The 21427-nt window shown below is 73.4% G+C and carries 16 protein-coding genes and 3 pseudogenes; 7 read left to right on the top strand and 12 right to left on the bottom strand.

The window, feature by feature from the left end; genetic code table 11:
- Positions 1 to 57: 57 nt before the first annotated feature.
- From ACFWP3_RS01875 to ACFWP3_RS01890, 4 genes and pseudogenes are all read right to left on the bottom strand, one after another.
- Complete coding sequence (locus ACFWP3_RS01875; protein WP_384215451.1) at positions 58 to 1056, bottom strand: MASE1 domain-containing protein; 999 nt, start codon at positions 1054 to 1056, stop codon at positions 58 to 60.
- A gap of 65 nt (positions 1057 to 1121) precedes the next feature.
- Positions 1122 to 1955 carry a PP2C family protein-serine/threonine phosphatase gene (locus ACFWP3_RS01880; RefSeq protein ID WP_384215452.1) on the bottom strand — a complete coding sequence of 278 codons (834 nt, stop codon included), beginning with the start codon at positions 1953 to 1955 and terminating at the stop codon, positions 1122 to 1124.
- Positions 1956 to 2073: 118 nt separating this feature from the next.
- Positions 2074 to 3601: pseudogene (locus ACFWP3_RS01885) on the bottom strand (RICIN domain-containing protein).
- A pseudogene (locus ACFWP3_RS01890) lies at positions 3598 to 4889 on the bottom strand (ricin-type beta-trefoil lectin domain protein). The pseudogenes ACFWP3_RS01885 and ACFWP3_RS01890 overlap by 4 nt, the downstream one beginning before the upstream one ends.
- Positions 4890 to 5156: 267 nt before the next feature.
- Between ACFWP3_RS01890 and ACFWP3_RS01895 the strand changes: the two are divergent.
- A complete protein-coding gene (locus ACFWP3_RS01895; RefSeq protein ID WP_384215453.1) occupies positions 5157 to 5864 on the top strand; it encodes a tRNA-dependent cyclodipeptide synthase in 708 nt (235 codons plus the stop codon).
- Positions 5854 to 7038: a cytochrome P450 gene (locus ACFWP3_RS01900; protein WP_384215454.1), complete on the top strand. Its 1185-nt coding sequence runs from the start codon at positions 5854 to 5856 to the stop codon at positions 7036 to 7038. The genes ACFWP3_RS01895 and ACFWP3_RS01900 overlap by 11 nt, the downstream gene beginning before the upstream one ends.
- A 71-nt stretch (positions 7039 to 7109) precedes the next feature.
- On the opposite strand, the gene ACFWP3_RS01905 is transcribed toward ACFWP3_RS01900, so the two are convergent.
- The 4 genes and pseudogenes from ACFWP3_RS01905 to ACFWP3_RS01920 form a co-directional block, all read right to left on the bottom strand.
- Positions 7110 to 8303 (bottom strand): MFS transporter, encoded by a 1194-nt coding sequence (locus tag ACFWP3_RS01905; protein ID WP_384215455.1) that lies wholly within the window; start codon positions 8301 to 8303, stop codon positions 7110 to 7112.
- A 257-nt stretch (positions 8304 to 8560) separates the two neighbouring features.
- Positions 8561 to 9358: pseudogene (locus ACFWP3_RS01910) on the bottom strand (CehA/McbA family metallohydrolase); the annotation flags it as partial.
- A gap of 108 nt (positions 9359 to 9466) precedes the next feature.
- Complete coding sequence (locus tag ACFWP3_RS01915) at positions 9467 to 10081, bottom strand: hypothetical protein (protein ID WP_384215456.1); 615 nt, start codon at positions 10079 to 10081, stop codon at positions 9467 to 9469.
- 84 nt (positions 10082 to 10165) lie between these two features.
- Positions 10166 to 10786: a sigma-70 family RNA polymerase sigma factor gene (locus tag ACFWP3_RS01920; RefSeq protein WP_384215457.1), complete on the bottom strand. Its 621-nt coding sequence runs from the start codon at positions 10784 to 10786 to the stop codon at positions 10166 to 10168.
- A 78-nt stretch (positions 10787 to 10864) separates the two neighbouring features.
- On the opposite strand from ACFWP3_RS01920, the gene ACFWP3_RS01925 reads away from it, so the two are divergent.
- From ACFWP3_RS01925 to ACFWP3_RS01940, 4 genes are all read left to right on the top strand, one after another.
- Positions 10865 to 11692 (top strand): alpha/beta fold hydrolase, encoded by an 828-nt coding sequence (locus ACFWP3_RS01925; RefSeq protein ID WP_384215458.1) that lies wholly within the window; start codon positions 10865 to 10867, stop codon positions 11690 to 11692.
- A gap of 64 nt (positions 11693 to 11756) precedes the next feature.
- Entirely contained in the window at positions 11757 to 12710 is a 954-nt protein-coding gene (locus tag ACFWP3_RS01930; RefSeq protein WP_384215459.1) for a GlxA family transcriptional regulator, read from the top strand.
- Between the two features lie 142 nt (positions 12711 to 12852).
- Positions 12853 to 13584, top strand: coding sequence for a VOC family protein (locus tag ACFWP3_RS01935; RefSeq protein WP_384215506.1), 732 nt, complete (start codon positions 12853 to 12855; stop codon positions 13582 to 13584).
- A 122-nt stretch (positions 13585 to 13706) separates the two neighbouring features.
- Entirely contained in the window at positions 13707 to 15077 is a 1371-nt protein-coding gene (locus ACFWP3_RS01940; RefSeq protein ID WP_384215460.1) for an FAD-binding oxidoreductase, read from the top strand.
- Between the two features lie 30 nt (positions 15078 to 15107).
- Here the strand turns inward: ACFWP3_RS01940 and ACFWP3_RS01945 are convergent, their stop codons facing one another.
- A complete protein-coding gene (locus tag ACFWP3_RS01945) occupies positions 15108 to 15539 on the bottom strand; it encodes a VOC family protein (RefSeq protein ID WP_384215461.1) in 432 nt (143 codons plus the stop codon).
- 248 nt (positions 15540 to 15787) lie between these two features.
- On the opposite strand from ACFWP3_RS01945, the gene ACFWP3_RS01950 reads away from it, so the two are divergent.
- The gene (locus ACFWP3_RS01950) at positions 15788 to 17071 is read left to right on the top strand and encodes a phosphoribosyltransferase family protein (RefSeq protein ID WP_384215462.1); all 1284 of its coding nucleotides are present in this window, start codon (positions 15788 to 15790) and stop codon (positions 17069 to 17071) included.
- Here ACFWP3_RS01950 and ACFWP3_RS01955 read toward each other — a convergent pair.
- From ACFWP3_RS01955 to ACFWP3_RS01965, 3 genes are all read right to left on the bottom strand, one after another.
- A complete protein-coding gene (locus tag ACFWP3_RS01955) occupies positions 17040 to 18980 on the bottom strand; it encodes a DUF2264 domain-containing protein (RefSeq protein WP_384215463.1) in 1941 nt (646 codons plus the stop codon). The two genes, ACFWP3_RS01950 and ACFWP3_RS01955, sit on opposite strands and share 32 nt — an antisense overlap.
- Positions 18981 to 19038: 58 nt before the next feature.
- The gene (locus tag ACFWP3_RS01960; RefSeq protein ID WP_384215464.1) at positions 19039 to 20163 is read right to left on the bottom strand and encodes an RICIN domain-containing protein; all 1125 of its coding nucleotides are present in this window, start codon (positions 20161 to 20163) and stop codon (positions 19039 to 19041) included.
- Between the two features lie 85 nt (positions 20164 to 20248).
- The gene (locus tag ACFWP3_RS01965; RefSeq protein ID WP_384215465.1) at positions 20249 to 21373 is read right to left on the bottom strand and encodes an alpha/beta hydrolase; all 1125 of its coding nucleotides are present in this window, start codon (positions 21371 to 21373) and stop codon (positions 20249 to 20251) included.
- Positions 21374 to 21427: the final 54 nt, after the last annotated feature.

Below are 21427 nucleotides of genomic sequence, written 5' to 3' on the forward strand. Positions count from 1 at the left end.
CCTATCCGGGTACCGGCCGTTGTCCAGGGGGATTTTGGACGTCTGCGCGCCCCCGGGCTATCCGTCCTCGGTTTCCACGATGTCCTCGCCCTTCGGCGGCCAGCCGGTCGGCGCCTTCCCCGGCGCGAGCCGCTCCACGACCTCGGCGAGGTCCTGGCACGCCTGCTCGATCCTGGCGCGGATGACGTTCTGCTCGGTGACGACCGCCGACAGCAGCAGGGAGGTCAGCGCCGCGGAGCCGTTGAGCGCCTGGAGGTTGACCATGGCCTCGACGAGCGTGTGGCGGTCGAAGGGGCCCTCCTGGTCGATCGCCGCCGTGTTCGCCATGGCGGACACGAGCAGCATGCAGGGTGCGCTGCCCTCCAGCTGGAAGCGCAGGGCGGCCCAGACCAGGAGCGGGAAGACGAGGAAGAACAGGGCAAGGTCACTGCGGGTCGCCAGCAGGGTGACGGCGAAGGCCGCGGCGAGCAGGGCGGCCGCCTCCGCCCACCGGTAGGCGTCCGAGGGGAGCCTGGCCATGCGCAGGACCAGGAGCAGCGGCGCGATGACGAGCACGCCCATGGCGTCGCCAGCCCACCAGGTCCACCACACGATCCAGAATCCGCTCTGGGGCATGCTGCCGGTGAGCAGGAGCAGCCCGGCTCCGACGGTGGCGCTGATCAGCATCGGCCCCAGCCCGCCCAGGAAGACCAGTGCGACGCCGTCCCGGAGCCGGTCCAGGGTGATGCGGAAGCGGACGCGCCGGAGCATCAGGAAGGCGCATACGGGGGCGAGGGTGTTGCCCGCGGCGATCCCGAAGCCGACGGGGTCGATCGAGCCGCTGATCGACAGGATGACCAGGCAGGCGCCGAGGGCGATGCCGGGCCAGACGCGGAGCCCCTGCCACAGCAGGCAGGCGAGGGCGATGCCGGTGGGCGGCCACAGCGGGGTGACGACCGCGCCCTGGATCACCACCTGCTGGAGCAGCCCGATGCGCCCGCCCGCGAAGTAGGCGGCGGCGACGACCAGGATCCGGAGCACCGTCATGCCCAGACGTCGGAAACCCTCGGTGCGCATCGCTTCATCAGACAACAGCCTGCACCCGCGGTCGGAGCATGACACGCGCTACCGCGCCCTCCGCGTCATCCGGTTCCGCCCCGTACGGCCTCATGGCGGAGCACGAGCACGGCGGCGTCGTCCTGGTGGCCGGTGGAGTCGGCCACCTTCATCACCGCGGCGGCCAGGTCGCCGGGTTCCGCTTCCGCGTTGGCCCGGACCACCTCGGCCACCCGCTCCAGTCCGGCGTCGATCGGGAAGGACGGGCCCTCGACGACCCCGTCGGTGACCAGGACGAAGGAGCCGGCCGCCGCGAGCCGGCGGCGGGTCACGGGATAGCGCGATCCCGGCAGCATGCCCAAGGGAAGGCCGCCCTCGTCGCGCACGATGCCGTGCTCGCCGTCGGCCGTGGCCCAGACCCCGGGCACATGGCCGGCGCGGGCGCTGTGGATCTCCCGGGTGACGGGGTCGAAGCGGAGGAAGGTGCAGGTCGCAAAGAGGTCGCAGTCCACCGAGAGCAGCAGTTCATTGGCCCGGCTGAGCACCTCGCCCGGGTCCGCGGCGGACGCGGCGACGGCCCGCACGGCGATGCGGACCTGGCCCATGAAGGCGGCGGCCTCGACGTCGTGGCCCTCCACGTCGCCTATGGAGAACCCGAGCGCGCCCCCGGGGAGCGGGAAGCCGTCGTACCAGTCGCCGCCTATGCTCAGGCCGTGTCGGGCCGGTGCGTACCGGGCGGCGGTGCGCAGGCCGGGCACGCCGGGGAGGGACGCGGGAAGGATCTCCCGCTGGAGCGCTTCGGCCAGCTCCACCCTGGCCTGCTGGAGCTCGGCCCCTTCCCGCGCCTGGGCCGTGAGCCGTCCGAGCCGGGTCAGCAAGTCTTCCGCGGTCGCCGACCGCGTGGACCTATGGGGGCTCATGGACCGCTCCTGGACCGCTTCGACGTACGTCCGCTTCAGTTTCGACACAGATGGCCACGTTCATCATATTTCGAAGGCTCGGTGATCGCATGACGAGTCCCGCCCCGGGGCCGGGGTCCTAGGGGTAGCTGCCCAGGTTGGCCACGTTGGTGGACGGGTTCGAAGGGCCGCCCCGGTCGTTGATGACGTGGCGGATGGTGCCGGTGCCGCCGAGCGAGACGGTCACCATGCTCTGGAGGCGCACGTTCGGGCGGTTGGGTGCTTCCAGCCGATGCCGCTGCCGTGGTCGCCGCGCCAGATCCACATGTGGTCGCCGATGACGTGGTCGCTGTTGACGACGAGGCTGGTCGTCGCCTTGCCCACGGCGGCCCCACCGACCCGGAAGAAGACGTCGTGCAGGGAGGTGGGGTTCGCCGCATGGTCGGCGGCGGCCCCGGCCGGGCCGACCTCCATCAGGGTCCGCGAATTGACGGTCCCCGCGTCGAAGAGCACGCCCGCGATCTGCCGACGAAGACCATGTTCCAGTTGGCCCCGGTCCAGCCGCCGAGCTGCGAGTTGCGGGTCAGCCACTGCTGCTGCGTACCCGACCGCACCTGGCCGTCGATCTTGCTGTCGGCCATGAACCCGCCGCTGGCCCAGCCCCTGTCGTCCAGGGCGAGGTTCCCGCGGACGTGCATGCGGCGGTAGGGGGCGGCCTGGGAGACGGCCCACCGGTCGGTGCCGCCGGCCGGGTTCACCGACAGGTTCTCGGCGCCGCGCCAGAAGTTCTGGGTGGCATTCTGCGGCGGGAACCAGTCGGCCTCCACGTGCACGGCGCCGTTGATGGTGACCGCGTCGGGCGACTGGCCGAGGCCGAGCACCTGGGTGTAGAAGCCGACGTTGACATCGTTGCCATAGGTGCCGGGCTTGAACATCACCGCGTAGCGCTGGGTGCCGAACTGGTTGGTCTCCTGCTGCCGGAAGATCGAGTCGAGGCGGCTCTGGATCGTGGCGGAGGGCATGGACGGGTCGAAGACGACCACGTTCGGACCGAGGTCCACATCACCGGGTGCGGTGTTCACGGGCGCCACCTGGAAGCGCTGGGCCGCGGTGCCGTTGCAGGTGTACTGCACCAGCTGGACGCTGTCGGCGGTGGAGGCGGACGGCACGTCGAGGCACTTGCCGCTGTGCCGGCTGACGAAGCGGTAGGCGCCGCCGCCCTCGCCTACGGCCTGCCACTGCTGGTTGGCTCCGGCGCCGTTCGTCCACAGGTGCAAGGCCGCGTTGTCGGCCGAGGAGGTGTCGCTGACGTCGACGACCTGGCCGGCGTCGTTGCGGTTGCCGATCCGGACGAAACCGTCGCCGGTCGCGGTGAAACTCCACTGCTGCGCCGCCGTGTTGTTGCAGGAGTACTGCTGCACCGCGGTGCCGTTGGCGGTCGTGGCCGACCGCGCGTCCAGGCACTTGCCGCTGCCGGTGTTGACCACCGTGGACCAGCCGGCGGGCAGGGCGGCGGCAGCGGCCCGCACCGACGCCTGCGAAGTGGCGGCCGGGGCGACGACCGCCCGGGGCGCGGCCGCCTGGGTGGGCTGTACGGCGGTGAGCAGGGTGGCGGCCGCGACCGCGGCCACCAGGGCCGTGGGCCGGGCTCCGGTGACGCGGGTCATCGGGTCACCGTCCACTTCTGGTTGGCGGCTCCCGTGCAGGTCCAGATCTGCAGCCGGGTGGCGTTGGCCGGGTTGTTGCCGGCGACGTCCAGGCACTTGTCCGCCTGCGGGTTGACGATGTCGCGGGCCGCGGGGACGGCCCACTGCTGCGCCGGGGTCCCGTTGCAGTCGTAGAGCTGGACCGGTGTGCCGTTCGCGGTGCCCCCCGACGCCACGTCCAGGCACTTGCCGAGGGCGCGGACCGTGCCGTCGGCGCCGACGGTCCACCGCTGCGCGGCGGTTCCGTTGCAGTCGTACAGCTGGACCGGGGTGCCGTTGGCGCTGTTGGCGCCGGCCACGTCGACGCACTTGCCGGCGAGACCGGTGATCGGGCCGCCGCCGGGTCGGCCCCCGCCGGTGGTGACGCGGACGTGGTCGACGAGGAGTTGCGCGGGGAAGGCCGTGCTGCCGTCGGGGTCGCCGGGCCAGTAGCCGCCGACCGCGAGGTTGAGGATCAGGAAGAAGGGCTTGTCGAAGACCCACTGGCGGCCGCCGAGGTCGGCGGGGGTGCGCCGTTGGTAGACGGCGCCGTCGACGGACCAGGTGACCGAGTTCGGGCTCCACTCGACGGCGAAGGCGTGGAAGGCGTCGGCGAAGGCCTGCCCGCCGGGCAGGGTGTACCCGGCGCCGATGCCGCCGGAGCCGGAGTACCCGGGGCCGTGCAGGGTGCCGTGGACCGTGGACGGCTCGAAGCCCACGTTCTCCATCACGTCGATCTCGCCGGAGGCGGGCCATCCCACCTGGCCGATGTCATGGCCCAGCATCCAGAACGCCGGCCACATGCCCTGCCCGCGCGGTATCTTCATCCGGCCTCGACCCGCCCGTAGGTCGTGGTGAACCGGCCGGCCGTGTTCAGCCGGGCCGAGGTGTACTCGCACCGTCCGTACCAGCACTGGTAGTCGGCCGGGTTCTCGCGGCGGGCGGTGATCACCAGATGGCCCTGGCCGTCGAGGGCGGCGTTGCGGTTGCCCGCGGTGTAGAACTGCCGCTCGTGGTTGTTGACGTTGTCACCCGTCTCGACCTGCCACTTCCCGCCGTCGACGGCGGAGCCGGCGGGCCCGTCGAACTCGTCGGAGAACGTGACGGCTTCGGCCGCGGCGCCCCCCGCCGGGACCGAGACCGCGGCCGCGGCCGGCGCGGGGGTGCGCACCGGGGCCGCGCCCTGGGCGAGTCCGGTGGACAGGGACGCGAGGGCGAGGAGCGAGACGGAGGACAGCAGCAGACGCCGGGATAAGCGCGGGGAGTTCATGGCGCTCCCTTCCGGGAGTGTGAGGGAGGCCCGACTGGAAGGTCATGACCATGCCAGGCCCTTAGTTCACTTCGTGATTTAAGAAGTGAACAAATTCCCTGTCAAGGGCTTGGCCTGGACCAGGCAACTCCTGTGTCCAGCATGTGAATTACCTCAGGCTAGACGTGGAACTGCACGGTCACGCTCAGGTACCTTCCATCACGTCGCCGCCACACCCGGGGCACAGGGCCCCACGGGACTCGCGGCGACCAAAGGAACCGACGTCTGTTGACGACAGCCACAGAAGTCTTCACGGTCCAGCCTTTCACCCCGCACTGCCAGGTGATCCACACCGAAGGCGATCACGCGGTGATCGGCATCTCACCAGGAAACAGCTATTTCTCCGCGCAACGCGTCACGGATCTCGCGCACTGGGGCATGCGCAACTTCCGCCAGGTCGACCTCATTTACACCGACCTGCACGTAGCCGAGATGTACGAGGCCCTCGGCTACCCCGAGGACGAGGCCCGGCGCAAGGCGGTCAAGAACCTGCGCGGGGTCCGCGCCAAGGTCAACAACGCCGCGGCCGACGCCGATCCCTCGGGAGCCCGCCTGCGGGCCCGCCCGATGTCGTCCCTCACCGACATCCCCGCGTACCGCAGGCTCCACGCCCACCTCAACACCCTCCTCGACACCGACCCGGAGTTCCGCGAGACCTGCAACGCGCTGGTCGACGCGTTCCTCTCCTCGAAGGTGCTCGGCGGGGAGACCGCCACGCTCCGCCAGCGCGAGGTCTGCCTGGAGTACGTCTGCGCCGAGGCCCCGCTCTTCCTGGACACCCCGGCCATCCTCGGCGTGCCCTCCTCCCTCAACTGCTACCACCAGCTGCTGCCGATGGCCGAGCTGCTGTACTCCCGAGGTTCGGGCCTGCGTGCCTCGCGCAACCAGGGCCACGCCGTGATCACCCCCGCCGATGGAGACACCGATGCCCACTGACACCCTCCTCGACTTCCCGTTCTCCGCGCGCGGCGACCAGCTCCCCCGCGAGGTGGAGCTGCTCCGCGACGAGCCGGTCAAGCGGGTGCGCACGATCGCCGGGGACGAAGCCTGGCTGGTCTCCTCCTATCCCCTGTGCAAGCAGGTCCTCGAGGATCCGAGGTTCAGCCTCAAGGACACCTCGGCTCCGGGCGTTCCGCGCCAGTACGCGCTGACGATCCCGCCCGAGGTCGTCAACAACATGGGCAACATCACCGGCGCGGGGCTGCGCAAGGCCGTCCTGAAGGCCATCAACCCCAAGACCGACGGGCTGACCGACTGGATGCGGGCCCAGGCCCACACCCTCGTCGACGGCATGCTCACCGCGGGCGCGCCGGTCGACCTGCGCGGCCAGTTCGCCAGTCCGTACGCCGAGCAGCTGCACTGCCGCATCCTGGGCATCCCCGGGGAGGACGCCCCGCGGCTGGCGGCGAGCCTCGACATCGCGTTCATGAACTCGGCCTGCCCCGTCACCGGAGCCAAGCTCAACTGGGACCGGGACATGGCCTACATGGTCGAGCGCCTCGACGACCCGGCGGTCACCGGCCTGATGGCCGAGCTCGCGGCCCTGCGCAAGGACCCCGACTACGCCCACCTGACGGACGAGATGCTCGCCACCGTCGGGGTCACCCTCTTCGGCGCGGGCGTCATCTCCACCATGGGCTTCCTCACGATGGCCCTGGTCTCGCTCATCCAGCACCCGGAGGTCTGGCAGCAGATCCGCCAGGACCCCTCCCGGATCCCCGCGGCGGTCGACGAGCTCCTGCGCGTCAACCTCTCGATCGCGGACGGCCTGCCCCGCCTGGCCCTCGAGGACGTCACCCTCGGGGACGTCGAGGTGAAGAAGGGCGAGCTCCTGCTCGTCCTGGTCGAGGCCGCCAACACCGACCCGGACGTGTACCCCGACCCGCACACCTTCGACATCGACCGGGCGAACGCGGGCACCCACCTGTCGTTCGGCGGCGGCCAGCACTACTGCCCGGCTACCGCCCTCGGCAAGCGGCACACCGAGATCGCCCTGGAGGTCCTCGTCGAGAAGATGCCCGGTCTCCAGCTCGCGGTGCCGGTGGACCAGCTCGTGTGGCGCACCCGCTTCATGAAGCGCCTGCCGGAGCGGCTCCCCGTGCTCTGGTAGCGGCCGCGGCGGACGGCGGCGCGGGCACCGGAGCTCTCAGGCTCCGGTCCCCGCGCCGTCCCGGCGTCGGACTAGCCGCGGGTCGGGGCCGCCGAGCGGCGCAGCAGGTAGAGCGCTGCGGTCGAGACGAGCACGGCCATGCAGGCGATGAACACCAGGCCCGCGCCCTCCAGGCCCATCGGGCCCGAGAGCACGCCCACGCCGATGACCGGCACCGAGATGCCGGCGTACGCGACCACGAACAGGGTCGAGATCACGGCCGCGCGTTCGTGCACGGGAGCGGCCTCGGCCACCGCGGCCAGCGCCCCGCGGAACGCGAGCCCCTGGCCGACGCCGCCGACGAGCGCGCTCAGGACCACCAGCACCAGCAGGTCCCAGTACAGCGCGCCCGCGAGCAGCGCCAGCCCGGCGAGGAGTCCGGCGCAGCCCAGGGGCAGCGAGCGCGCCACCCCGACCCGGCCGACCAGCAGCTGCCCGGCGGTCGAGGCGAAGAAGGCCAGCGCGACGACCAGCCCGCTGACGGCGTGGTTGTGCACGTCCAGGGACTGGGCGAGGAACGCCGGGCTGACCGAGGTGAACACCCCGAACAGGGCGAACCCCACGAACGAGGCGATCGCCGCGGGCCCGAACACCGCCCGGACCTGCGCGGGCAGGCCCGGCCGCTGCGGTCGTACGGTGCTCAGCGGCCGCCGCTCCCGTACGGTCTCCGCGAGCCGCAGCAGGACGGCGGCCGAGCCGGCCACCAGGGCGAGGTGCACGGCGAACGGCAGGTACAGCGGCCAGGCGGCGTACTGCGCGAGCACCCCGGCGAGCAGCGGACCGCAGCCCAGGCCGCCCATGTTGGCGGCCGTCGCCACGAACGTGGCCCGGGAGCCGCCGCCGGACGGGGCCAGCTCCATCACGTACGCGGTGGCGGCGCCGGTGAACAGGCCCGCGGACAGCCCCGACAGCAGCCGGCCCGCGTAGAGCCAGCCCAGTCCGGTGGCGCACAGGAAGCAGACGGCGCTCGCCGCCGCGCAGCCCAGCCCGACGAGCAGCACCGGCCGCCGGCCCACGGCGTCCGAGGCGTTGCCCGCCAGCAGCAGTACGCCGATGACCCCGAAGGCGTACACCGCGTACACGACGGTGACGATCAGTTCGGAGAAGCCGAACTTCTCCTGGTACAGGCCGTAGAGCGGGGTCGGCAGCGTGGTGCCGGCCATGCACACGGCGAACACCGCCCCGCTGAGCAAGCACTGGCGCCACACCCGGCGATCACCGTCCATGCCGCCGACGGTAACCCCGCGTCCGGTCCCCGCCCGGCGCGCCGTGCCGTGCCCGGCGCGCCATCGGGGTGCGGGACCGGATCGGGGTGGCGGCGGCGGTCAGGCCGACAGCCAGATCGGGTTGGTCAGCGCCGCCGGAGGACCGGGGAGGGGCGGGGCCGTCGCGGGGTGGCGGGCCTCGGCGCGGACGTAGGAGGTACGGGCCGGGGTGGTGCGCCATTCCAGACGCGTGGCCGCGGGGGCGGTGAACACCACGCCCTGGTCGCGCGGGCCCGGTAGCGCCAGTCCGTGAAGGTGCCGGGTGTGGTGCCGACGGCGACGACGTGGCCGGTACGGGTCGTTATCTCCTCCCCGGTGAGGATCAGCAGCCCGGGCTCCGCGGCGGCGACCGGGCCCCAGGCCGCGTGCGCGGCGTGGGTGTTGTGCTCGGAGGAGTTGATGAAGTCCAGACCCGCCGCCCGGGCGAGCGCGGCGAGTTCGGCGGGGGTGCGCCGGCCGTCGGAGTGCACCGAGTGGAGGTGGCAGTCGCCGCGGTACCAGGCGCGGCCGCGGCCCCTGGCCCGCTGCGGCGGGTAGGCGGGGACGGCGGGCTCGCCCCGGTCGCCGCAGGTGAAGGTGGCGGTGATCTCGTAGTCGAGGCCCTCGGGGGCCACGGTGTACGGTCCGAGCGCCACGTGCCAGCGGCCGGGCTCGACGGGGCCGGGCAGGTAGCCGGGGGTGGCGGCGTCGGCGCGCAGGAAGAACTCGCTGCGGGCGCCGCCCGACCAGCCGCGGAAGCCGCGGCCGCCGAGGCCCGTGCCGCGCTGGTCGAAGATGCCGATGTCGAGTGCGTTGCCCGGGGTGCCGGGCGGCACCGGGGGTTTGGCGTAGGTGTAGGAGATCCGCAGTTCCGTGCTGCCGGGCGGAACGCCCAGGGGGAGGTAGACCCAGTCCGGGGCACCGGGTGCGATGGTGCCGCGCAGGGTGCGGGTGGCCGTGTCCCGGCCGGTGGGGGTGAGCGGGCCGAAGGCCGCGGTCACGCCGGATGCCAGTAGTGCTCGTCTACTGAGAGCCATCCGGCCACGGTGACAGCCGCGGGTGAACCGGGAGTGAAGCCTGGGCGGGGCCTGGGGGTGTGCTCGGGCCGTCCCTTGACGGTGCCTCAGGCCGTGCTGCGCGTGCGCTCATCGGCGCCGTCTCCCGACGCCCGGAACCCGCTCCGCCTCCGGGAAGCCGCGCCATCCGGCGATCACGGTACTGAGGGCGAGGAGGAGCACCGCGCAGACCGCGGCCCGCCACGGCGAGGTCTCCCCCTCCAGTGCGGGGGACGCGCGGCGCCGCGGGTCGTAGGCCACCCGGACCTGCTCGCCGACGGCGGCGACGGCCTGGTCGTCCTTGAGCTCGCCGGGGTAGCCGCCCGGGCAGTCCAGCGTGAGGCGGTACACGGTCTTCCCGGGAGGCGCGCCTTCGCCCAGCGAGCCCTGGAGCCTGGTGTGGACCTCGCGCACCGCGCAGGTGGCGGTCGCCGGACGGGAGGCCGTCTGCTCGGCGGCCGTCACGGTGAGCAGCAGCCCCAGGGCGAGCAGGAGCCCGCCGAAGATGCTGGCTCTGACGCCGACGAGCCTGCGGTACGCGACGCAGGCGCCGACGAGCAGGACCACCGCGCCCAGCCATGCGACGGCGGTGGGCGGTGAGGCCGGGCCCGCGAAGCACCAGTGGGTCCAGCCGTACACGACCGCCGCGGCAACGGCGGGCAGACCTGCGGCGAGCCGCCGCTTCCGCGGTTCCGTTTTTGGCATGAACACCACCCCCGCACGGAGGGACGCACCGGGCCCGCCCGCGGTTTCCTCCGGGCCCCGGATGCCCGGCCCAGGCCTCGCCGCTCAGGCCTGGCCGCTCAGGCGGTCGCGCTGGATCCGGTGGGCGAGGGCGCGGCGGACCGAGGGCGATCCGGCGGGGTCGGCCGCGGCGCCGGCGGCGGCCTTCGGCGGGACGTCGAGGGCGCGGCCGATCTCGTCGTAGGCGGTCTGGTGGGCGGCGGGCAGCCGGTCGCGGTGCAGTCGCAGGTCCTCTTCGAGGCGGCGCCGCAGTTCGTCGACGGTCCGGGGCGTGAAGCGCTTCCTGCCGCGCGCGAGGGCGTCGACGCTGCGGGTGCAGTGCGCGGCGCCGTCGAGGGTCTCGGAGACCTCCTCGGCGAGGCCCCACAGGCGGCCTTCGAGCCACGGGGCGTCGTACTGGTCGAGCCGGAGCCCGATGGCCGCGGGCGGCTCGTCCGACCTGTACTTGGTGACCTGCTTGGACACCGCGGGCTGGCTCATGTCGGTGAGCCGGGCGATCCGGTCCTGGGTCCAGCCGAAGCCGACGAACACCTTGATCATCTCGGTGCGCAGCCTGCGCATCTCCTCGCCCGCGCGGATGACCTCGTTCATGCCGGCGAGCATCCGCTCGGCCTGTTCCTCGGTCAGCGTCTCGGGAATCCGGGGTTCCTGCTCTCCACCTGCCACAACTTGGTTATACACCCACCGGGCCGCTCGGCCATAACCAGGTTGTACAACCAGGTTGTGACTGGCAGGATCCGTGCCATGCCCACCTTCTGCGCACCCGACGGCACCCGGCTCGCCTACCGCACCCACGGAACCGGCGACCCCGTGCTCTGCCTGCCCGGCGGCCCCGCCGACTCCGCCTACCTCGGCGACCTCGGCGGCCTGTCCGCGCACCGCCGGCTGATCGTCCCCGACCTGCGCGGCACCGGCCGGTCCGCCGTGCCCGAGGACCCGTCCAGCTACCGCTGCGACCGCCTCGTCGACGACGTCGAGGCCCTGCGCGAACACCTGGGGCTGGCGGTGACCGACCTGCTCGCCCACTGCGCCGGGGCGAACCTCGCGGCCCAGTACGCGGCCCGGTTCCCGCACCGCGTGCGCCGGCTCGCGCTGATCACCCCCAGCACCCGGGCCGTCGGCATCGAGATCACCTGGGAGACCCGCCGCGAGCTGGCCCAACTGCGCCGGGACGAACCGTGGTTCCCGGCCGCCTTCGCCGCGCTGGAGGCGATCGGCGCGGGCACGGGCGACGACGTGGACGCCATCGCCCCCTTCTTCTGCGGCCGTTGGGACGACCGGGCGCGCCGGCACCACGCGGCGGCCCGGCCCGGCAACGCCGAGGCCGTCGCCCTCTTCGGCGCCGAGGGGGCCTTCGACCCCGAAGCCACGCGCGCCGCCCTCGCCGCCTTCGCCGGGCCCGTCCTGGTGCTCGCCGGGGAGTTCGACCTCAACAGCCCGCCCCGGTCGGCCGCCGAGTTCGCCGGGCTCTTCCCCGCCGCCTCCCTCGTCGTACAGCCGGGAGCCGGCCACTCCCCCTGGATCGACGACGCCGACCGGTTCACCGCGGCGACCTCGGCGTTCCTCGGGTAGTCGGGCGGGCGGCGCATCCGGGGCCCGAGCCCGGCGATCGCGGGAAATCTGCCAGACTCCCCGCATGCCGCCCTTCACCTCCATCGCCGCCTACACCCCGCCCGGTGTCGGAATGCTCGCCGTCGGCGTGGTCACCGAGGTGTTCGGCCCGCGCGAGGGCCTGCCGCGCTTCGACTTCGCGCTGTGCACCGACCGGCCCGGGCCGGTACCGACCGACCTCGGCGTACCACTGGCGGTCGAGCACGGGCTGGAGCGGATGGCCACCGCCGATCTGGTGATCGCCCTGCCCTGGGCCGACTTCCGCACGCCGCTCGCGCCGGCCGTGCCGGCCGCGCTGTCCGCCGCCCACGACCGCGGCGCCCTGGTCGCGGCCCACTGCGTCGGCACGTACGCGCTCGCCGCCGCCGGCCTGCTCGACGGGCGCCGGGCCACGACCCACTGGCGGTTCGCGGACCTGCTGGCCGCCCGCCATCCGGAGGTCACGGTCGACCCGCACGCCCTCTACGTCGACGAGGGCCGCGTCGTCACGGGCGCGGGCGCCGCCGCCGGATTCGACCTCTGCCTGCACCTGGTCCGGCGGGAGCACGGCGCCGCGACCGCCAACGCCATCGCGCGCGACCTGGTCCTGCCCGCGCACCGCGAGGGCGGGCAGGCCCAGTACCTCGCCGCCCCCGTCCCCGAGGACGCGCAGGACACCCGCCTCGCCGAAGTCCTCGCCTGGGCCCGCGAGCACCTCCACGAGCCGCTGCCCGTCGCCGAACTGGCCCGGCGCGCCGTGATGAGCAAGCGCTCCTTCGCCCGCCGCTTCACCTCGGCCACGGGAACCACCCCGCACGCCTGGCTCGTCGGCCTGCGGCTGAGCCGCGCCGAGGAGCTGCTGGAGACCACCGCACTGTCCGTCGAGGAGATCGCCCGCGCGGTCGGGTTCGCGAGCGCGGCCGTGCTCCGCGAGCAGTTCGTACGCCGGCGCGGTGTGCCCCCGCGCTCCTACCGGCGTTCCTTCACCCGTACGCCGTAGGGGGTGTCTTGCGCCTCGCGAACGGGGGCGCCCGGCGGCGCTAGTGTGGGCCGGACCCGGCCGTAGGTGATCGCGAGCAAGGTGGGCAGCTGTGTCGACGTCGAGTCACGAGATGTTCGGCGCGCCGTGCTGGGTCAGCCTGATGACCGGGGACCTCGCCGCGGCCCAGCGGTTCTACGGGGCCGTCATGGGCTGGCACTTCCGCGCCACCCGGCTCGGGGAGGGCTTCTCCATCGCCTTCCGCGACGGTGCCCCGGTGGCCGGCATCGGCGCGCTGGCCCACCGGCTGGCCCTGCCGGCCGCCTGGACCCCGTACTTCGCGGTCGACGACGCCGACGTCACCGCGGCGCGGATCGTCGAACGCGGCGCGACCATGGCGGTGGGCCCCCTCGCGTTCGGCACCGGACGCGCCGCGCTGGCCTCGGACCCCGACGGAGCGGTCTTCGGGTTCTGGCAGGGCGAGGTCATCCCCGACTGGACCGTCGGCCAGGGCAACGCCCCCGCCTGGCTCGAACTGCGCACCCGTGACGCCTTCGCCGCGGCCGTCTTCTACGGCGAGGTCCTCGACTGGGCCGGCGAGCGGACCGGCTGCTGCACGGTCTCGTACGAACACGACCACGTCGTCCTGCGCCACGGGAACGACACCACGGCGCGCATCGTGGGCGGGGCGGTGGAGGAGGCCCCCGATCCGCAGGTCCGACCGCGCTGGCACGTCCATTTCCGCGTCCCCGACCTCGAAGCCGCCGTGGAAACCGCCACCGGGCTCGGCGGCCGCGTCGTCTCGCCCGTGGAGACCACGGCCACCAGCCGCTCGGTCGTCCTGACCGACCCCGACGGCGCGTCGTTCACCGTGGTGGCCCCCCAGGACCACTGACGGTCGGTCCCGGACCGACCCCGCCGGGGCCTGCCCGGATGCCGGGTTGAGGCTTCACGGCACCGGCGTAGCGTGGAACGTGCCGGAATCTCGGCGGCACGACCACACGAGGAGCGACGGCCATGGGCAAGCCCTCGATCGATGACTTGCGCGCACGGGTACGCGGGGCGGTCATCACCCCGCAGGACGAGGGCTACGACGAGGCCCGCAAGGTCAACAACGCCATGATCGACAGGAAGCCGGCGGCCGTCGTGCACTGCGCCAACGCCGGCGATGCGATGGCCGCGGTGGACTTCGCCCGCGACAACGCGCTCGACCTGGCGGTGCGCGGCGGCGGGCACAGCGTGCCCGGCTTCGGGACCTGCGACGACGGCGTGGTCGCCGATCTGTCCGGGATGCGGTCCGTCCGCGTCGATCCCGTCAGGCGGACGGCCCGCGCCGACGGCGGGGCCACCTGGGGCGACTTCAACGCGGCGACGTACGCCTTCGGCCTGGCCACCACCGGCGGGATCATCTCCACCACCGGTGTCGGCGGTCTCACCCTGGGCGGCGGCATCGGCTACCTCGCCCGTGGACTCGGCCTGAGCTGCGACAACCTGCTGTCGGCCGATGTGGTGACGGCGGACGGCCAGATGCTCGTCGCCAGCGAGGAGGAGAACCAGGACCTGTTCTGGGCCCTTCGCGGCGGCAGCGGCAACTTCGGCGCGGTGACCTCCTTCGAGTTCGCGCTCAGCCCCGTCAAGGACGTCTACGGCGGGCCGATGCTGTTCGAACTGGCCGACGCCGGCACCGTCCTGCGCGCCTTCCGCGAACTCATCGCCGACGCCCCGGAGCAACTCGGCGGCTTCCCCGCCTTCCAGATCGCACCACCGCTCCCCTTCATCCCCGAGGACCGGCACGGCGAGCCCTTCGCCCTGATCGTGGCCTGCTGGTCCGGCCCCGTCGACGAGGGCGAACGCGCGCTCCGGGTGTTCCACGACATCGCACCCGTGGTCGCCGAGCACGTCGGGCCCATGCCGTACCCCGCGCTCAACAGCGCTTTCGACGCGCTCGTGCCGCCCGGCCTCCAGCACTACTGGAAGGCCAACTTCATGACCGAGCTGACCGACGAGGCGATCGAGGCGCACCTGCGGTTCGGGCCGCGGCTGCCCGCCGTGAACTCGACCGTGCACATCTACCCCGTCAACGGCGCCTGCCACCGCGTCGCACCGGACGCGACGGCCTACGCCTACCGCGACGCCGCGTTCGCCACCGTCATCGCCGGGATGTGGCCCGACCCCGCCGACAACGACTCCGGCATCGCATGGGTGCGCGACTACTACGGGGCGACCGCCCTGCACTCCGAGGAGGGCGGCTACATCAACTTCATGGCCGAGGACGACCAGAACCGGATCCGGGCCAACTACAAGGACAACTACGACCGGTTGGTGGAGGTCAAGCGCACCTACGATCCGGGCAACCTCTTCCACCTCAACCAGAACATCAGGCCGTAGGCGCCGTGCGGTGACGGCGCCGCCGCCCGCTCAGCGTTCCGACAGCTCCGACGGGGCCTCCTGGACCACCCAGCCGTTGCCGTCGGGGTCCTCGAAGGTCATGAACGAGTTCCAGGTCCCGCCCTTGCCCTCCGTCCAGCCCGATTCGCCGACGTGGCGCACCGGCGAGACGTCCACCCCCCGGTCCACCAGCTCGGCGCGGGCCGCCTCGATGTCGGTCACGCAGATCTGGATCGCCTGGAGGGCGCCCGGTTCCATCTCCTTCGTACCGGGCGCGGGCGGCATCCCCGAGAGCAACGCGATCGAGCACCGGGAGCCGGCCGGGGTCATCTGGATGATGCGCACCCCGGGGGCGACCTCGTCGTCGAGGTCGACCGCGAAGCCGACCTTGTCGGCGTAGAACTCCTTCGACCGGTCCATGTCGCTGACAGGGACCGGGACGACTTCGAGCGTCCAGTTCACGGAACGTCTCCTCACGAACGAAACGGATCGGGCGAGCCGGATACACCCTCGCCCACGAAGGAGCGGCCCCGCACGCCGAAACGCCGAATCTCGGGAACGACGCGCTGCCGCACGGGCCCGGGGCCGGGGTCCGGGGCCGCCGATTTGCGGTGCGTGCCGATGTGGGGTTGGTTCGAAGTAGGCGTGTACCGGGTTTTCCGTCTCCCCGGCCCGTCTTTCCGTCTCCCCTGGTCTGGGGGTGAGCGACCGTGTTCTTCACCGACCGCGCGGACGCCGGACGGCGCCTCGCCGCGGCCCTCGGGCACCTGGAGCAGGAGCGTCCCGTCGTACTGGGCCTGCCGCGCGGCGGGGTCCCGGTGGCCTTCGAGGTGGCGCGGGCGCTGGGTGCGCCGCTCGATGTGGTCGTGGTCCGCAAGCTCGGCGTCCCGTACCACCGCGAGCTGGGCTTCGGCGCCATCGGCGAGGGCGGGGTACGGGTGATCAGCGAGGAGATCGTGCGCGGCAGCCGGGCGGCGGCCGGGGATCTCGCGGCGGTCGAGCGCGCCGAGGAGGCGGAGCTCGTACGGCAGGCCGGAAGGTTCCGCGCCGGCCGGGCGCGGGTGGACCTCGACGGCCGGACGGTGCTCGTCGTCGACGACGGGATCGCCACCGGGGCCACCGCTGCCGCGGCCTGCCAGGTGGTACGGGCGATGGGCGCGGCCCGGGTGGTGCTGGCGGCGCCGGTGGCGCCGCCGGACGCGGTCGCCCGGCTGCGCACGGCGGCGGACGAGGTGGTGTGCCTGTCCACGCCGAGCGGGTTCTCGGCCGTGGGCCAGTGGTACCAGGACTTCTCGCAGACCCCCGACGAGGAGGTCGTCCTCCTGCTGGCGCGGGCCGCCGGGACCGGGCCGGGAGCGGAGGCCGAGGAGGAGGTGCAGGTGGACGCGGGCGGCGTCCGGCTGACCGGTGACCTCGCGCTGCCGCCGGACGCGGGCGCGGTGGTGGTGTTCGCGCACGGCTCCGGCAGCAGCCGCCACAGCCCGCGCAACCGGTCGGTGGCCGCCGCCCTGCGCCGGGCGGGCCTGGGCACCCTGCTCTTCGACCTGCTCACCCCGGCCGAGGAGGCCCGTCGCGCGAACGTCTTCGACATCGAGCCGCTCGCCCTGCGGCTGACGGACGCCACGCACTGGCTGCGGCGCCGCGAACCGCTTCCCGTCGGCTACTTCGGGGCGAGCACCGGAGCGGCGGCCGCGCTGTGGGCCGCCGCGGACGCGGGCGCCGAGGTGGGCGCCGTGGTCTCCCGCGGCGGCCGCCCCGACCTGGCCGGGGACCGGCTGGCCGGCGTACGGGCACCGACCCTGCTCGTCGTGGGCGGCCGCGACACCACCGTCCTCGACCTCAACCGGCAGGCACAGGCGCGGCTGACCTGCGAGAACCGGCTCGACGTCGTCCCCGGCGCCACGCACCTCTTCGAGGAGCCGGGAACCCTGGAGGAGGTCGCCGGCCTCGCCCGCGACTGGTTCACGCGGTACCTGGGGGCAGCGGACCGGTAGCCCGGTCGGTACCGGCGGGCAAGTGCTCCACGGCCACCGGTCCGAAGCCGATCCGGGTCAGTGATCCGTCGTCCGACCACCGCACCTCGATGCCGTCGCCGTCCGCCCGCACCCGCGTCACCGCCGCCGCGAGCGGGGCCGGCTCCGGGTCCGCGGTGAGCGTGGCCAGCGCCGCGTACAGGCCCGTGCCCGCCGCCCCGGCCGTCAGCCGCGGTACGAGGGCCCACGGGGTGAAGGCCGTGCCCGCCGGCGCCCGGACCTCGTCCAGGACCTCCCATCCGTACAGCGGGTGGAGCGCGGACCGGAGCGCGTCGCCGGGGCCGGTGGCCCAGCCGGTCTGCTCCGCGCGGGACCCCTGCGGGGCACCCTGGACCCGGTGGACCCGCAGTTCGTGCCGGCCCCTGACCACGGCGACGCTGTCCACGCGCAGCCCCGGCACGCCGGTCCCGGCCGCGAAGACCGGCCGGTGCCAGGAGGCGGCCCAGCCCCAGCCGTCGCCGTGCCCGGCTCCGAGCGGGTGGATGCGGCGCCGGGCGCTGCGCGTCCCGGCCGCGACCAGGGCGAGGTGGTTGTCCGGGGTGTTGCCGGACGCGGTGGGCCCGGTGCGGGTGGAGTAGGCGTGGCGGGCGTAGAGCGGGTCCTCGTCGGCCGCCGACTCGGCCTCGTCCGGGCCGACGTGGTCGCTGCCGTGGTTGTGCAGGCGTACGAGGCCGTCGGCGCGGGTGGACTGGACGAGCAGGCCCGGCGCCGGCAGGGCGAGCACCCGGTCCTCGCGCTCGCACGGAGCGGGCTCCTCCGTCGCGGTCCACAGCGGATCCCCCGCGGGGGCGAGCAGGCAGACGAAGGCCTTGGCCGCCCAGTACGGCGAGGCGGGCCCCGAATAGGGCTGGAGGGTCGGCGCGTGCGCGCCGTGCCAGCCCAGCCGGAGCAGTCCGGCGTCGTCGACCGCGCCCCGCTCCAGGAAGTAGCGCAGCGAGCCGCTCAGCAGCCGGCGCGAGGTGCCCGGGGTCAGCGGGGTGTGGCCGGTCACGGCGCCGAGGCCGACGGCGGCCGCGGCGGCGAAGCGGTAGGTCAGGGAGCGCCCGAAGTAGAGCGGGGCGCCGTCGGCGCCGAAGAGCAGGGAGTGGCCGTCCAGGTGCGTGCGCAGCCGGGCCCCGTGCGGCTGCCCGGCGCCGGCCGGGGCTCCGTCGCCGCCCGCGAGGTGCGCGTCGAGCATGGGGTACAGGTGCAGGGCCCAGCCGTTGTAGTGGTCGAAGGCGCGGCCGTCGCCGTCGGCGTACCAGCCCTGGCCGGTGTACCCCTGCTCCAGGAGGCCGAGGGCGCGGCTGCGGGCCCGGGCCGTCTCGGCGTCCCCCCGTCCCACGGACTCCAGGAATCCGGCCACGGTGAAGGGGAAGAGGTACCAGTTGTTCGGGGCGGGCGCGTGCCGCAGTGCGCCGCGCAGCCATTCCTCGGTGCGGTCCTGCACGGCGCCGTCCAGGCGGTCCCACAGCCACGGCCGGGTCAGCCGCAGTCCGAGGGCCACGGAGGCGGATTCGACCATCGGCTGGCCGTGAACGTGCAGATCGCGGATGAGCGGCCAGGATTCCGTGTCCTGGCGGCCGGGGGTGCGGGTGCCGGCCGCGAGCCCCCGCGCGTAGCGGTCGAGCCAGCCGTACGGGTCCTTCCCGCCGCCGCCCGCGACACGGAAGGCGGCGGCGAGGAAGGTGCGTGCGTACCCTTCGAGCCCGTCGGAGCGGACTCCGGAGGCGGAGGGCGGCCCCGGCAGGTCGAGCAGGGCCCCGTCGGGAGTGGCCCACCGCCAGGCGGCGCGCAGCAGTCCGTCCGCGGCCGCCTCCCAGTGTTCCCGCGTGTAGCCGGTGCGGGGGCTGACCTCACGGTTGTCGGCGGGGAGTCCGGAGATGACCATGCGAGCATGCTGTGCGCGCCCTCACCTCCGGGTCAACCGGCCGGTCCGTAGCCGTGGTTCAGGTGCAGGAGGTGAAGGTGGGGCTGGTGTTGGCGATGTAGAGGGTCGCGCCGCCGTTCGGGTCGTCCTTGACGGGGACGGTGACGGTGTCCTCGGCCGTCCAGGGGAAGCCGCGGGCGTCGAAGGTCCAGCTGCCGGTCACCTTCCTCGCCAGCACGGACAGGGTCACCCAGCCGTACTGCGCGGGCGGCACGGACACCTGGATGGCGTCACCGACGCTCGTCGAGCCGCTCCACACGTTCTGGAACGACAGGGTGGTGGAGACGGCCACCTCCAGGGCGGGGGCGGCGCCGCCGCCGAGCTCCGAGGACAGCGTCGTCCCGATGCTGCTCTGCCAGCCGGTGGTCTTGTTCACCGAGAAGGACTGGCTGACCGGGGACGAGGAGTTGTTGTACCAGACTGCGGAGGCGCAGACCTTCGGCAGGGGCGCGGCGGGGGCCTCGCTGCGTACGGCCCAGGAGCAGCTGGAGGGGTCCTTCTGGCAGGCCTTGGCACCGTGGTCCACGGCCAGGTTCCAGGCGGCCGGCGAGTTCGTGGTCCAGCGCTGGTTGGCGCCGGCGTGGCAGCGGGACTGACCGGTCCAGGCGTCGTCGTACTGGGCGTTGGCGATGAGGTCGAGGCAGGAGTTGTCGCTCGCGTTGCGGATCATGAACGCGGTGGTGGAGCCCGCCACCGGCTGGAAGTACCACTTCTGGCTCTTCTGTCCGCGGCAGGTCTGCTGCCGCAGCGCGGGCCAGCTGAGGTCGATGCACTTGCCGGTGGTGCCGTTGACGATGGCGAAGCTGAAGTCGGCCGGGTCGACGGCCAGGTTCCAGGCCTGGTGGTGGCCGGGCGCGGAGTTGGTGACGACGTACGCGCCGTCGGCGCGCGAGCCGTTCTGCACGTCGAGGCGGCGGCTGTTGCTGACGGAGGTGAAGTTCACGCCCTGGAGGGCGGCGCCGTCGGCGCGGTCGGCGCCGCTCGCCGGGGCCGCTCCGTCGGCGCGGGCGGCGGCGTTCGCCGGGGCCGCCGTGAGCGGGGAGGCCAGGATGCCGAGGGCGACGCAGCACGTCGCCAACGCGGCGGCAAGCAAGCGCAGCCAGGACGTGGCGCGTTCCGGCGCGGTGGCCGGGATTGCGGTCATGGGTCGGGCCTTTCCTTGCGTTCGGTCGGGTGGGAGCGGTGGCTCGGGTGCGGTGGGCGACGCGTCGGGCGACGCGTCGGAGGGGTCAGGCCGCGGTGGCGGCGGCGAAGGCCGCCTCCAGGCGCGGGACCCAGTCCACGAGGTCCTGGCTCCAGCAGCCGCTTTCGTGGCCGCCGTGGCAGTTCTCGCCCCAGCCGGAGCCGTTGCCGTAGTTCACGTAGTGGTACGGGAGGCCGAGGGCGTCGAGCGCGGCCTTGGTGTTGCGCGCCGCGGACTCGGCCCAGAACTCGAAGTCGGCCGGGTTGCCGTTGCCGGAGCCGGTGTAGACGGCGATGCCCATGCCGGCCAGGGCGGCCATGTGCGAGCTGGGATCCGCCGCGTTCCAGCGCCAGTCGGCGTCGAACACCGGATACGGGGTGCCGAAGATCGCGTCGCTGGAGACGGTCGGCCCGAACTCGAGGTTGCAGGAGGGGCCGGAGCTGGAACCGCACAGCGGGGCGCCGACGTTGGTGAGCGTGGCGACGACCGCACCGCGGGTGACCATGTGGTTCCTGGACAGGTCGTTGGCACCGGAGAGGGTGGCGACCTGGCTGAACAGGCCGGGGTGGCGCTGTGCGTAGTGCAGTGCGCCGAATCCGCCCATGGACAGGCCCGCGACGGCCCGGCCCTCCTTGCCGGTGAGGGTGCGCAGGTTGGCGTCGATGAAGGGGATGACCTGGTTGATGTGGAAGGTCTCCCAGTTCTGCGCCCCGGCCGCGGTCTTCTGGTCGATCCAGTCGGCGTACCAGCCGCGGCGGCCGCCGTCCGGGATGACCGTGATCATCGACTGGGCGGCGGTGAGCGCGGGGTAGGCGATCGCGGGGTTCCCCGGGTCGTCGGACGCGCCGTGCAGGAAGTAGAGGACCGGATAGCGCCTGGCCCGGTCGGCGGCGTAGTCGCGGGGCAGCAGGATCCGGATCCGGTGCTCCCCCGCGACCTGCGGCGTGGTGACGGTCAGCACGAAGTTGGTTCCGGTGCCGGTCACCGCGGCGGTCTGGGTCAGGCCGAACCCGTCGGTCATGGCGGGCGGCCCCGGGGGATCCGCGTGTACGGGCGGTGTGCCCACGAGGAGGACGGCCGCCGCCAGGGCGAGGACCGCGGCCTTCGCGCGCAGGAGGCGGGCGAACCGGGACGATCTCGCCGGGCGTGGGCGAACGAGGTTGTTGGCCATGGGCCGAGTGTGGCCCAGGCACCGCATCAATTTGGAGTCTAGTTCTAGAAAATC

The sequence above is a fragment of the Streptomyces sp. NPDC058525 genome (assembly GCF_042719495.1).
In the GTDB taxonomy this organism is placed as follows: domain Bacteria; phylum Actinomycetota; class Actinomycetes; order Streptomycetales; family Streptomycetaceae; genus Streptomyces.

Excerpts from the sequence above, each read along its gene's own strand:
- ACFWP3_RS01875 (WP_384215451.1), bottom strand. The coding sequence starts at position 1,056 with ATGCGCACCGAGGGTTTCCGACGTCTGGGCATGACGGTGCTCCGGATC.
- ACFWP3_RS01880 (WP_384215452.1), bottom strand. The coding sequence starts at position 1,955 with ATGAGCCCCCATAGGTCCACGCGGTCGGCGACCGCGGAAGACTTGCTG.
- ACFWP3_RS01900 (WP_384215454.1), top strand. The coding sequence starts at position 5,854 with ATGCCCACTGACACCCTCCTCGACTTCCCGTTCTCCGCGCGCGGCGAC.
- ACFWP3_RS01905 (WP_384215455.1), bottom strand. The coding sequence starts at position 8,303 with ATGGACGGTGATCGCCGGGTGTGGCGCCAGTGCTTGCTCAGCGGGGCG.
- ACFWP3_RS01915 (WP_384215456.1), bottom strand. The coding sequence starts at position 10,081 with ATGCCAAAAACGGAACCGCGGAAGCGGCGGCTCGCCGCAGGTCTGCCC.
- ACFWP3_RS01925 (WP_384215458.1), top strand. The coding sequence starts at position 10,865 with ATGCCCACCTTCTGCGCACCCGACGGCACCCGGCTCGCCTACCGCACC.
- ACFWP3_RS01930 (WP_384215459.1), top strand. The coding sequence starts at position 11,757 with ATGCCGCCCTTCACCTCCATCGCCGCCTACACCCCGCCCGGTGTCGGA.
- ACFWP3_RS01935 (WP_384215506.1), top strand. The coding sequence starts at position 12,853 with ATGACCGGGGACCTCGCCGCGGCCCAGCGGTTCTACGGGGCCGTCATG.
- ACFWP3_RS01940 (WP_384215460.1), top strand. The coding sequence starts at position 13,707 with ATGGGCAAGCCCTCGATCGATGACTTGCGCGCACGGGTACGCGGGGCG.
- ACFWP3_RS01955 (WP_384215463.1), bottom strand. The coding sequence starts at position 18,980 with ATGGTCATCTCCGGACTCCCCGCCGACAACCGTGAGGTCAGCCCCCGC.
- ACFWP3_RS01960 (WP_384215464.1), bottom strand. The coding sequence starts at position 20,163 with ATGACCGCAATCCCGGCCACCGCGCCGGAACGCGCCACGTCCTGGCTG.
- ACFWP3_RS01965 (WP_384215465.1), bottom strand. The coding sequence starts at position 21,373 with ATGGCCAACAACCTCGTTCGCCCACGCCCGGCGAGATCGTCCCGGTTC.